9 protein-coding genes are annotated in these 12,882 nt (G+C 51.0%); 4 read left to right on the top strand and 5 right to left on the bottom strand.

The window, feature by feature from the left end:
• From J1C60_RS17830 to argE, 5 genes are all read right to left on the bottom strand, one after another.
• Entirely contained in the window at nucleotides 1-1,149 is a 1,149-nt protein-coding gene (locus J1C60_RS17830; RefSeq protein WP_128175548.1) for a DUF4056 domain-containing protein, read from the bottom strand.
• Nucleotides 1,149-2,282: a BamA/TamA family outer membrane protein gene (locus J1C60_RS17825; RefSeq protein ID WP_375139780.1), complete on the bottom strand. Its 1,134-nt coding sequence runs from the start codon at nucleotides 2,280-2,282 to the stop codon at nucleotides 1,149-1,151. The genes J1C60_RS17830 and J1C60_RS17825 overlap by 1 nt, the downstream gene beginning before the upstream one ends.
• A gap of 5 nt (nucleotides 2,283-2,287) precedes the next feature.
• Nucleotides 2,288-3,421 carry a hypothetical protein gene (locus tag J1C60_RS17820; RefSeq protein WP_128175552.1) on the bottom strand — a complete coding sequence of 378 codons (1,134 nt, stop codon included), beginning with the start codon at nucleotides 3,419-3,421 and terminating at the stop codon, nucleotides 2,288-2,290.
• 258 nt (nucleotides 3,422-3,679) lie between these two features.
• On the bottom strand, nucleotides 3,680-6,331 hold the full coding sequence (gene ppc / locus J1C60_RS17815; protein WP_128175554.1) for a phosphoenolpyruvate carboxylase: 2,652 nt from the start codon (nucleotides 6,329-6,331) through the stop codon (nucleotides 3,680-3,682).
• Nucleotides 6,332-6,892: 561 nt separating this feature from the next.
• Nucleotides 6,893-8,053, bottom strand: a complete 1,161-nt coding sequence (gene argE / locus J1C60_RS17810; RefSeq protein ID WP_128175556.1) for an acetylornithine deacetylase — start codon at nucleotides 8,051-8,053, stop codon at nucleotides 6,893-6,895.
• Between the two features lie 180 nt (nucleotides 8,054-8,233).
• Here argE and argC point away from each other — a divergent pair, with 180 nt between their 5' ends.
• The 4 genes from argC (at nucleotide 8,234) to argH (ending at nucleotide 12,786) form a co-directional block, all read left to right on the top strand.
• Nucleotides 8,234-9,238, top strand: a complete 1,005-nt coding sequence (argC, locus tag J1C60_RS17805; protein WP_128175558.1) for an N-acetyl-gamma-glutamyl-phosphate reductase — start codon at nucleotides 8,234-8,236, stop codon at nucleotides 9,236-9,238.
• Nucleotides 9,239-9,256: 18 nt separating this feature from the next.
• Nucleotides 9,257-10,033, top strand: a complete 777-nt coding sequence (gene argB, locus J1C60_RS17800; protein ID WP_128175560.1) for an acetylglutamate kinase — start codon at nucleotides 9,257-9,259, stop codon at nucleotides 10,031-10,033.
• 29 nt (nucleotides 10,034-10,062) lie between these two features.
• Complete coding sequence (locus tag J1C60_RS17795) at nucleotides 10,063-11,277, top strand: argininosuccinate synthase (protein WP_128175562.1); 1,215 nt, start codon at nucleotides 10,063-10,065, stop codon at nucleotides 11,275-11,277.
• Nucleotides 11,278-11,412: 135 nt separating this feature from the next.
• Nucleotides 11,413-12,786 carry an argininosuccinate lyase gene (gene argH, locus J1C60_RS17790; RefSeq protein WP_128175564.1) on the top strand — a complete coding sequence of 458 codons (1,374 nt, stop codon included), beginning with the start codon at nucleotides 11,413-11,415 and terminating at the stop codon, nucleotides 12,784-12,786.
• Nucleotides 12,787-12,882: the final 96 nt, after the last annotated feature.

Raw genomic sequence — 12,882 nt, 5'->3', positions numbered from 1 at the left:
TCAGCGAGCCGCATGCTGCATTTTTTCTGCCAGTGAGCGCTTGTCCTGTATCCGGGCCATACTCGCCAGTGTGGCAAAGTCGCGCCAGTGCCAGAAGGTAGCGGGATGCGGCAAGCTTTTCATATTTTTGCCACAATAAAGTCGTAATTCCCCTGACTGATCTAATGTGTATCCGAAAATTCTTTGCGGAAGCCGTAACGGTAACGGTACGGAATTCTCTAATGAACTCGCGGTTGGCAGCCGTTCGTCAGAGGTATCATAGTTCCGCCTGAGAAGAAGGAATTTATCGGGTATCCGCCGACGGCTATTCCACCAGACGCCATCCAGCATATCGAACATAAACCGTGTTTTTTCTGCGCTAACCGCATTGAGTTGCGCCAGTGCGTTGGGCAGTATGGCTGACATTGCCGCGTTGTACTGTGTCACAGATGCTGCCTGCCCACGTAGGATCAGTGTTACGGCAAGCCTTGCTCCCAGCAGATTCGAATAGAGATCTTCTGGCGAAAATGCAGAAATTCCCTCGGGAAATCCCGGAACCGATTGATATCCATACCACTGTGCGATTTCGTGCCATGCTGCAACCTGAAAAGCCAACGAGGCAGAAAGCCAGGCAGCGATGGCGTAGCCTTGCCGCGCATCAGTTGGTGGCGCGAGGGGGAATAACACGATTTTACGGCTTGCGAGTTCGTCCTCCAAAGCGAGTCGGGCGGGCTGTCCAAGCATGGGCCATATATGACTGAAGATAAATAGCGTCATATCTGCGGTGTCACGTACGTGAGCACTGTCAATGAAACCTCCCCGATGGGTGTAAATCAGGCCATTTTTTTCATCATTTATCCCGGCCAGCGTGAGCAAGACGGTGAGGTGACGGTGGTTGTAATGATGTGTGCCGGTTTTGTTCGCCTCTATCACGTTATCTAACGTGTAAAACGGCACTGGAATACCCAGTAAGCGTGCTTTTAAGTTATAGCCAAATGCGCAGCAGGGACGTAAACCGTCGGGAGCAGGAAGGGGCGCGACGACTGGCCAGACACGGCAGGGAAGCAACTGTGGTGTAAGGGAGAGATCTGCCACAATGGGGAGAGCTGCTCTGGCCGCCGAGGCGATAAGTAATAATGTTCCGAACAAGAGCTGCCACAGGAGCTTCATTAAAATGCCTCACCAACTTGAAAGTAGAAGCTACTGCTGTGTTGGCCAACGCCATAATCAAGCCGAACATTCATTTTGGGTTTAAACGCAAAGCGGTAACCCACACCAACGGAAGGGAGCCAGCGGCTATGGGAAAGCGCATCCATATCGGAGCCCATTGTACCTCCACCCAGCCATGCGACTACGCCATGACGCCATGCCAGGCGACGGCGGTACTCTACCTGACCACTCAATGTATCGCGGGAACGGTAACGCCCTGGATAATATCCACGCATGCGCTGGCTGCTGCCCAGTGTAGGTAAAGAGATCCAGGGGACAGAGCCTGAAGTGAATTCACCTGATACTTCCCAGGCGAGCGTATCGCGTGAGGTAAAGGCGTGATATTGGCTGTATCGGGTGGTCAGGACGTTGAAACGACTATCGCTACCTAATTCGGGGGTGTATACCGTATCGCTCAGGCTGAACATCCGACCACGGCTGGGATTAGCTATAAAATCGCGGCTGTCATAAAGCAGCTGAAAACTCATCCCGGAGTTAAGCAAAGAGGGACCGCCAGGCGCATTTTGTACCAGCCGAGGACCTTTACCCGGTTTAGCGGCATGAAACGATGAAAAATCCCAGCCGAGTCCAAAATAGCTGTTTGTCCAAAGTCGACGTAGTATTTCAGGGGACAGAGAAATTTCGCGCGCGGTATATTTTTGTCTGTGATTTTTATGTTTTCCTGCACTAAAGCCCGGTCCCCAGTACCATGAAGGGGTATTATTCAGCTTACCGTTGAGGAACACGCGCCAGCGATCGCCTGGAAAGAAACTGTAATTTTGTAAGTTGATGCCCAGGGCACCGGTCGATGATGTGTAGCCACTGATGGTGACGACCGAATTTTGGTCTGCGGTATCCTGCGGATGAGTACGGTACATACCTACCATGGCTGCACCGATCCCGGCACCCAGTTCGGGTGTGTAAAAAGGGCCAGGGACAATGCCCCAGTTAATACCTTTTTGTGGATCGAAATGGTTATCTGCTCCGAGTGGCTTCAGCCAGCCGTCAATTTCTCCCCTGTCAGGAAGTATCGCGCTGGCTTTGGTTAACGGGGATACACACAACAGGAACATTGCCCCGAATAAAAAACGCAGTGTCATCAGAAGCGATATTCGGCAGAAACAAACACGCTGTTACGCTTAGAAAAGCCGACTTCAGTATTGATATTAAAACTGCGGTTCACTTCATAGCTGGCACCCACCAGCATATTCCATGGGGAATCCAGACTTTGCTTAACGTCAAAACGGCCGTTGTGATTCTGATTAGCAATGATCAGTAACTGTTGGAGGTTTGCGGGCATTGATAGATCGTTGAGGCTACCTTTGAATTCCTGCTGCACATGCTGGTACATGCTGCCCACCCAGACATTAAGTGTGCTCTGTGAATTGTTCAGAAAGGGTATTCCCGGCAAAGTAAAACGATAGCCAACACGGGGGGAGAGTGTAAAGGCGTCAATATTGCCATCAAGAATATCAAAGTGGGTCTGGGTGTAGTTCATATCCAGCATTCCAAACACATTATCATATCCGGTGACCAGCACGGTGCCGACGCCATAAGTCGTACCTTTAAACTTCAATTTAAAGTCGAGATCTTTCAGGGTACCTTGTTGATTCATCCCGTGTATGACCTGTGAGATGATTTGTTGCATAAAATCGTCGTGAAATTTAGCCGGATCTGAATCTACGCTGACTTTGGATAAAGAACTACCGTGGGTATGACCAATGATGCCGTAAATATCCATAAAGGGTAATATCCATGCATCCAGTTTAAGGGTTTCCGTTTTACTTTTTTCTCGCGTTTTACTGGTTTTAATATCAAAAATCCCGGACGGAATTCTAAAATTGTCCCAGCCTAAATTTGCAAAGTTAATGCTATTTACATGAATATTTTGACGAATATTCATGTAGTTTATATTTATTCCAAAAGGTTCGGGCAAATCATACCCACGTGCCCTGGCTTCATCACCCCATAGAGGTAAAAAAGAGGTGCTATTGTGAGGTGGTTTTACCATCTCATTTCTGGATTTAATTTGATTATTATTGGCTAAAGGCATTTCCCAGGGCTGTGGGATCCCCGTATTTAAGAATTCTGGTTTATCAGATTGCTCAATTAATTGGTTGACGGACGGTGCAGAAAAAGCCGTTGAAACACGCGTTAACGCAATAACGCCGAACAGCAAAATAGTAGTATATCGCTGCACATTCTTATAATTAAGGCGACAGGAGTGGCGCATGGAATCCTTTCCCATTAATAAAATATTACGAACTTGAGGTGTAATAAAAAAACATATTTTGACGGGTGAAGTGTTTCATAAAGTGCTGTGACAATTATCCGGAGTTTATACATCCCGAACGTATAACCGGGTCTATCAGATTATTTATTATTAATACTGTTATTTGTAACTGGACATTCTGTCAGTAGGGGAAGGGTATCAGGAACAAGGTAGAAAAGTGAAAGGGGAGTAACGCCCCCCTTTCATTGCGGCTGACTATTAACCCGTATTACGCATGCCTGCGGCAACACCAGCGATAGTCACCATCAGCGCCTGTTCCACGCGTGCGTCTGGTTCTCCGCCGTTCGCTTCCTGTTGCCGGGAACGATGCAGTAATTCGGCCTGCAGTACGTTGAGTGGATCGGTATACACGTTACGTAAGGCAATAGATTCAGCAATCCATGGCTGGTCAGCCATCAAATGTGAATCATTAGCGATGGTCAGTACCGCTTTAATATCGGACTCTAACTGCTCGCGTAACTGCTGGCCCAGTGGCCACAGTGATTGATCAACCAGCCGCTGATCGTAATATTCAGCCAGCCACAAGTCTGCTTTGGAGAATACCATTTCCAGCATACCGAGACGGGTGGAAAAGAACGGCCAGTCGCTGCACATTGCCTCCAGCTGATCCCGGTGGCCCTCTTCCATCGCCTTTTGCAGTGCCGCACCGGCACCGAGCCAGGCAGGTAGCATCAGACGGTTTTGTGTCCATGCAAAAATCCATGGGATAGCACGCAGCGACTCAACGCCGCCAGTGGGGCGCCTTTTGGCTGGACGTGAGCCAAGTGGTAATTTACCCAGTTCCAATTCAGGCGTTGCTGAACGGAAATAAGGCACGAAATCGACATGTTCCCGCACATAACCGCGGTACATATCGCAGGAGAAAGCTGAGAGCTGGTCCATAATATTTCGCCACTCTTTCTTTGGCTCCGGTGGCGGCAGCAGATTCGCTTCCAGGATGGCGCCGGTATATAGCGACAAGCTGGCGATGGTGATTTCTGGTAAGCCGTATTTAAAACGGATCATTTCCCCCTGTTCGGTAACGCGCAATCCGCCTTTCAGGCTGCCAGGTGGTTGTGACAACAGTGCGGCATGAGCCGGCGCGCCACCGCGGCCAATGGTGCCGCCACGCCCATGGAAGAGCGTCAGCGCGATACCCGCTTTTTCGCAGGTTTTGATCAATGCGTCCTGTGCCTGATATTGTGCCCAGGAAGCTGCCATCACACCGGCGTCTTTGGCCGAATCGGAATAGCCAATCATCACCATCTGCTTGCCCTGAATAAAGCCACGATACCAGTCGATATTGAGTAGCTGGCTCATCACATCATCGGCGTTATTCAGGTCATCCAGCGTTTCAAATAGCGGGGCGACCGGCATAGCGAAAGAAATACCCGCTTCTTTAAGTAACAGATGTACCGCCAACACGTCGGAAGGGGTTTTTGCCATGGAGATGACGTAGGCGGCGATCGAGCCTTTTGGTGCTTCTGCGGCAACGCGACATGTGTCCAGGACTTCACGCGTGTCGGCGCCAGGCTCCCACTGTCGCGGCAGCAAGGGGCGTTTGGAATTGAGCTCACGGATCAGAAACGCCTGTTTATCGGCTTCAGACCAGCTTTCGTAATCACCAAGCCCCAAATAGCGCGTTACTTCAGCAATAGCATTAGTATGACGAGTGCTCTCCTGACGGATATCGATACGTACCAGTGGAACACCAAAACATTTCACGCGGCGAAGGGTGTCCAGCAGTTGGCCATTCGCGATAATTCCCATGCCGCACGCCTGTAAGGATTGATAACAGGCATAGAGCGGATCCCACAGCTGATCGTTGGAAATCAGTAAATCTGCCGGACGCGGCAAGCGTTCATTTTTCAGACGGCGTTCCAGGTATGCCTGTGTGCTCATCAGCTGCGAGCGTAAACGCTTCATAATTTCACGGTAGGGCTCAAGGGCTTCCGGATTACCGCAAAGTTCACGAACTTCGGGGGTACATTCCGACATAGAAAGCTCAGAAATGAGCACGCCGATATCGCGTAAAAACAGGTCGGTTGCTTTCCAGCGGCTGAGTTGCAGGACATGACGCGTTACGTCTGCAGTAACGTTCGGGTTGCCGTCACGGTCACCGCCCATCCAGGAAGTGAACTGAATGGGGACGAAATCGACCGGTAATGTGTAGCCAAAGGAGGCTTCAACCTGCTCATTCAACTCGCGCAGAAAATTCGGTACACCTTCCCACAGACTGTTTTCCACCACGGCAAAGCCCCACTTGGCTTCATCAACCGGTGAGGGACGGTATTTACGGATTTCATCGGTATGCCAGGCCTGTGCGACCAGTTGGCGCAGGCGGCGCATAATCTGATTACGGTCGTAGTCGGACAGATCGTTATGGTCGAGTTGTTTCAGGCTGGTATTGACCTCAACCAGTTTGTGAATCAGGGTTCGGCGGGTGATCTCCGTCGGATGAGCCGTCAACACTAATTCAAGAGAGAGAGACTCAATCGATTCGCGAATCGCATTTTCATTCAGTTCTGGCTGTTGTTTCAGGCGCTCAAAGACTTTCGCCAGCATTTCCGGCTGATTCGCCCCTTCACCCTTGGGTGAGATAGTGTGATACTGTTCTGCCGTGTTCGTCAGGTTGAGGAACTGGCTGAAAGCTCTGGCCACGGGCAGTAATTCATCATTGGATAAATTCTGTAGTGTAGTGAGTAGTTCTTTACGATGAGCGTCATTTCCCGCACGGGATGACTTGGAGAGTTTGCGGATGGTTTCCACCTTATCCAGGATGTTTTCTCCCAGCGCATCCTTAATCGTATCCCCGAGCAGTTTGCCGAGCATACTCACATTACTTCGCATTGCGGAATATTGTTCGTTCATAGACTCCTGACACCCTTCATTATCAAGGTCAGAACCGCCTGAAATATACTGTGATTGCGCTTTTCGACCGAAGATGTGCATAAATCTGTTTTTATCACCCTCATACCTCATATTGCCTGTACCCAAGCCCGCAGGTCACTTACCTCAGTAAGTTTTAGGGGCCCTCGAGTTTGCCTCCGCCCTGCAACTCGAAATATTGAGGGGATATATAAATAAGTTACACCTCTGCACATTGCTTCGATCGGTTGTTGCCCATCACTATCTCAGACTGATTCTCACTATATTTCACCCGTGTGGGCACGACGTCGCCTTTTATCTAGCCATGTAACTATCCGTTCGTCAATTGACTTAAATTCGCATTGCTATGCATCTAACTAACGGTAATTTAAGAAATTTATTTAGTGAACGGTTAGATAAGTTATTCTTATCGCTAAAGACGGAATAAATTAAGGGCAAGCGACTGTTTTAGCAGTTATTTACCCCGAGTGCTATGTCTCCTCTCTGCTGAGGAGGTTGTGTGCCTTTGTGCTTCCGCCTGATTGGCATTGCCCGGATCATTACTCAGGCTATTTTGTGATGACAAAAGTGTTGTACCACCTGTGCAATCAGCTCACGAGTGGGCTTAATAAAGGCCATATCGATAAATTCATCAGGCTGATGTGCCTGGTTGATTGAGCCTGGCCCCAGAACCAGCGTTGGACATAGAGTCTGAAGAAAAGGCGCTTCAGTACAATAGTTCACCACTTCGGTCGGCGTGCCCAGTAATTTCTCGACTACTTTGATCAGTTGATGGTCGGGCGGGCATTCATAGCCCGGAATGGGGGGGTGCAGCTCGTTTACCGTCAGGCGGCCAGGCCAGCGTTCACTCACGGGTGCCAGTGCTTCATTCAGCAGGGCGTCCAGATCGCTGAGCGTCAGACCGGGGAGCGGGCGAATATCCATATGTAGCTCGCAGCAGGCGCAAATACGGTTGGCAGCATCCCCCCCATGAATATGTCCCAGATTCATCGTGGGGTAAGGGATAGCGAAACCGTCATGGTGGTAACGCTCTTTCAGCGTATTGCGCAATGTCAGCAGATGGCCGATAGCGTCATGCATCAGCTCAATGGCATTGACACCGCGACCCGGATCGCTGGAGTGGCCTGACTGGCCCTGAATGCGAATCGCATTCGACAGATGGCCCTTATGTGCACGTACCGGTTTCAACGAGGTTGGCTCACCGATAATGGCGCAATCGGGGCGCAGTGCGGTGCTTTCTGAAAAATATTTGGCACCAGCCATCGTGGTTTCTTCGTCGGCCGTTGCCAGAATGTACAACGGTTTTTCCAGCTTGCTGATGTCGGTATCGCGTAGCGTATCAAGGATAAAGGCGAAGAAACCTTTCATGTCGGCGGTGCCGAGACCGTACAGTTTGTTTTCATGCTCGGTTAACGTGAAGGGATCGCGCGTCCAGCGCCCATCATCGTAAGGCACCGTATCCGTGTGGCCCGCCAGCAGTAGGCCACCTGCACCGATTCCGCTTTTAGCCAGCATATTAAATTTATGGTGCGTACCGGGTACGGGCTGTACCTCCACGCTGAAGCCAAGATCGCGGAACCAGCCAGCCAGTAAATTGATTAAACTTTCATTACTCTGATCGATGGCACTATCGGTCGCACTGATCGAAGGTATCGCAATTAACTGGCGGTAAAGTTCGATAAAAGGGGGTAATTTTGTCTTCACTGTTGACGGCCCTTGAGTTAGGATAGTATAAATATTCATGCATTAATAGTGAATAAAAATACATTAACGTCGTGCGCAGGGAAACCCTTTAATTGTGTAAACCTGAACGCCGACATCGTGGGAATGAAGCTTCTAAGCTGCAACCCGGAATGTTGTGACTGTAATAAGGTATACAGCCTGATGTTGAATACGCTGATTGTTGGTGCCAGTGGATATGCTGGTGTAGAACTGGCGACCTATCTGAATCGCCACCCGCATATGAACATAACCGCTTTAGCGGTTTCAGCGCAAAGCCCGGATGCAGGAAAATTGCTTTCTGATCTTCATCCGCAGCTGAAAGGGATCCTCGATCTCCCGCTGCAACCCCTAAGTCAGGCCGCGGATTTTGCGGATAAAGTCGATGTGGTTTTTCTGGCAACCGCACATGAAGTGAGCCACGATTTAGCACCGGAATTTCTTAGTGCAGGCTGTGTCGTATTCGACCTTTCTGGTGCATTCCGTGTAAATGACGAAAATTTCTACACCGAGTACTACGGATTTTCACATCAGCATCAGGCGTGGCTGGATAAAGCGGTATATGGCCTGGCGGAGTGGCGACACAAAGATCTTAAAGAGGCGCAATTGATTGCGGTGCCTGGCTGTTATCCCACGGCATCACAGTTGGCGTTGAAGCCTTTGGTTGAAGCGGGCTTGCTGAATGAGGCGCAATGGCCGGTGATTAATGCCACCAGTGGCGTGAGCGGTGCAGGGCGCAAAGCGAGCCTCGGCACCAGCTTTTGTGAGGTGAGCCTTCAGCCTTACGGGATTTTTAATCACCGCCATCAGCCTGAAATTGTTGCGCATCTTGGCATGCCCGTCATTTTTACGCCGCATTTAGGCAATTTCCCACGGGGCATTCTGGCCACTATTACTTGCCGTTTGAATGCGGGAGTCGGCCATGAAGATGTCGCACAGGCTTTCCTGCAGGCATATCAGGATAAACCGCTGGTGCGTTTGTATGATAAAGGCGTTCCCGCGTTGAAATCGGTGGTCGGTTTGCCCTTCTGCGATATTGGTTTTGCCGTTAAGGGCGAGCATTTGATCGTGGTTGCGGCAGAAGACAACCTGCTGAAAGGCGCTTCATCCCAGGCCGTTCAGTGTTTGAATATTCGTTTCGGCTTTCCTGAAACACTGTCACTTATTTAACTGACGAGTTTAAAACACATGACCAATCCATTAATTATCAAACTGGGTGGCGTACTGTTAGATAGCGAAGAAGCGCTGGAACGCCTGTTCCACGCGTTAGTCACTTATCGTGAGTCCCATCAGCGTCCGCTGTTAATCGTGCACGGCGGGGGTTGCCTGGTGGATGAGTTGATGAAAAAACTGGCGTTGCCGGTTGAGAAGAAAATGGGATTGCGCGTCACGCCGGCCGATCAGATCGACATTATCACCGGAGCGCTGGCAGGCACAGCAAATAAAACCTTAATGGCCTGGGCGAAGAAAAACGGTATCAACGCGGTTGGTCTGTCGTTGGCCGATGGCGATAGCGTGAATGTAAAGCAGTTGGATCCTGCATTGGGTCACGTGGGTAACGCGACGCCCGGCTCACCCCTGTTGCTCAATACATTGTTATCTTCTGGTTTTCTGCCGGTAATCAGCTCCATTGGCATCACTGAAGCGGGCGAATTGATGAATGTGAATGCCGATCAGGCGGCAACGGCACTGGCGGCAACGCTGGGTGCGGACTTAATCTTACTGTCTGATGTGAGCGGCATCCTTGACGGCAAAGGCCAGCGTATCGCCGAGATGACGGCCGCTAAAGCAGAGCAACTGATCGCTCAGGGCATCATTACCGACGGGATGATTGTGAAAGTGAATGCTGCGCTGGATGCTGCCCGCACGCTGGGGCGCCCGGTGGATATTGCCAGCTGGCGTCATGCGGAGCAACTTCCCACATTGTTTAACGGCGTGTCGATTGGCACCCGGATCCTCGCCTAACCAAACGCTTTATATTCAAGGATTAAGAGATGCAAAACCAAGACATTAAAAAAATCGTTCTGGCTTACTCCGGTGGTTTGGATACCTCGGCCATCATTCCGTGGCTGAAAGAGAACTACGGCGGTTGTGAAGTTATCGCGTTCGTGGCGGATATTGGCCAGGAGCGTAGCGATCTGGAAGGTGTTGAGCAGAAAGCGCTGCAGTCCGGGGCATCCGAGTGCCATGTGGTGGATCTGCGTGAAGAATTTATCCGTGATTACGTCTATCCCGTGCTGCAGACCGGTGCGCTGTATGAAGGTACCTACCTGTTGGGAACCTCAATGGCTCGTCCGATTATTGCTAAGGCGCAGGTTGAACTGGCACGTAAAGTGGGCGCGGATGCGTTGTGCCATGGTGCGACCGGCAAAGGTAACGACCAGGTACGTTTTGAAACCACTTATACCGCGCTGGCACCTCAGCTGAAAGTGGTGGCGCCGTGGCGTGAATGGAACCTGCGCTCGCGTGAGGCGCTGCTGGATTACCTGAAAGAGCGCAATATTCCAACCACCGCGTCGCTGGAAAAAATCTACAGCCGTGATGAGAACGCCTGGCACATTTCGACCGAAGGCGGCGTGCTGGAAAGCCCGTGGAATGCTCCAAATAAAGATTGCTGGGTATGGACCGTCGACCCGCTGGAAGCACCGGATCAGCCGGAGCAGGTTACCATTACCGTTGAGAAAGGCTGCGTAGTCGCGGTGAACGGCGAGCAACTGAGTCCGTTCCAGTGCCTGGAAAAACTGAACGTTATCGGCGCGAAACACGGCGTAGGCCGGATTGATATCGTCGAAAACCGTTTGGTGGGCATTAAGTCCCGTGGCTGCTATGAAACCCCCGGCGGCACCATTATGGTTAACGCCCTGCGTGCCATTGAGCAACTGGTACTGGACCGTGATAGCTTTAAATGGCGTGAACAGCTGGGCCTTGAAATGTCATACGTTGTGTACGATGGCCGCTGGTTTGCACCGCTGCGTAAAGCGCTGCAAGCTTCGGCACAGGCACTGGCGGAAGAGGTTAACGGCGAAGTGGTGCTACAGCTGTATAAGGGACAGGTCACGGCGATTCAGAAAAAATCACCCAACAGCCTCTATTCAGAAGAGTTTGCAACCTTCGGTGAAGATGAAGTGTACGATCACCGCCATGCGGGCGGCTTTATCCGTTTATTCTCTCTCTCTTCACGCATCCGTGCGTTAAATGAAAAGAAATAATATCTGCTAGCGCAATGTGGTCAGAGTGACTGACCACCACGGCCCGTAATGTTTTCTCTTTACGGGCCGGAATAACAGACAGCGTATCGCTTTAGCGATTATCTTCGATGACTAATGATGAAATGGGGCAATAACATGGCACTTTGGGGTGGACGGTTTACTCAGGCGGCGGATCAACGTTTCAAGTTGTTTAATGACTCGTTACGCTTTGACTATCGTCTGGCCGAGCAGGATATCGTCGGTTCTGTTGCCTGGTCCAAAGCGCTGGTTACGGTTAACGTGCTGAATGTAGAAGAGCAGCAGCAGTTAGAAGCCGCGCTGAATGTGTTGCTGGAGGAGGTAAGAGCTAATCCGCAGCAGATCCTGGAAAGCGATGCCGAAGATATTCATAGCTGGGTTGAAGGACGCTTGATCGATAAAGTCGGGGCGTTGGGGAAAAAGCTCCATACCGGGCGTAGCCGTAACGATCAGGTTGCCACCGATCTCAAGCTTTGGTGCAAAGCGCAGATTGGTGAATTGCTGCTGGCGACGCGTCAGTTGCAGCAGGCGCTGGTTACCACTGCGGAAGCGAATCAGGATGCGGTGATGCCGGGCTACACCCATTTGCAACGTGCTCAGCCGGTAACCTTTGCACACTGGTGCCTGGCCTATGTTGAGATGCTGGCGCGTGATGAGAGCCGTCTGCAGGATACGCTGAAGCGCCTGGACGTAAGTCCGCTGGGCTGTGGCGCACTGGCGGGCACTGCCTATGAAATCGATCGTGAGCAGCTGGCAGGCTGGTTAGGTTTTGCCTCCGCCACGCGTAACAGCCTGGACACGGTTTCCGATCGCGATCATGTGCTGGAGCTGCTTTCTGACGCGTCGATCGGGATGATCCATTTGTCGCGCTTTGCTGAAGATCTGATCTTCTTTAATACCGGCGAGGCCAACTTTGTTGAGCTTTCCGATCGCGTGACTTCCGGTTCGTCATTGATGCCGCAAAAGAAAAATCCGGATGCACTGGAATTGATCCGCGGTAAGTGTGGCCGAGTACAGGGTGCACTGACCGGCATGATGATGACGCTGAAAGGTTTGCCGCTGGCCTATAACAAGGATATGCAGGAAGACAAAGAGGGGCTGTTCGATGCGCTCGATTCCTGGGCGGATTGCCTGCATATGGCTGCGCTGGTACTGGAAGGGATTCAGGTAAAACGTCCGCGCTGTAAAGATGCTGCTGAGCAAGGCTATGCTAATGCAACCGAGCTGGCGGACTATCTGGTCGCGAAAGGTGTACCGTTCCGTGAAGCGCACCATATTGTCGGTGAGGCTGTGGTGGAAGCGATCGGTCAAGGCGTGGCACTGGAAGCGTTGAAGCTGGCGGATTTGCAGAAATTCAGTGACGTGATCGGTGACGATGTTTATCCCTTCCTTTCACTACAATCCTGCCTCGATAAGCGGAATGCTAAAGGCGGTGTTTCTCCGCATCAGGTTTCACTGGCTATTACCGAAGCGAAGCAGCGCCTGGGTTAATAAAAAAGGCGGGCTTATAAAAGTCCGCCAAATTAACGCGTTAGAATCGTTATTTTTTTAGATACATCCGAGGGACGGGCTATCGGATAATCGTCC

It is taken from the genome of [Pantoea] beijingensis, assembly GCF_022647505.1.
Taxonomy (GTDB): Bacteria; Pseudomonadota; Gammaproteobacteria; order Enterobacterales; family Enterobacteriaceae; genus Erwinia; species Erwinia beijingensis.
This window is presented reverse-complemented; position numbering and strand designations above follow the sequence as displayed.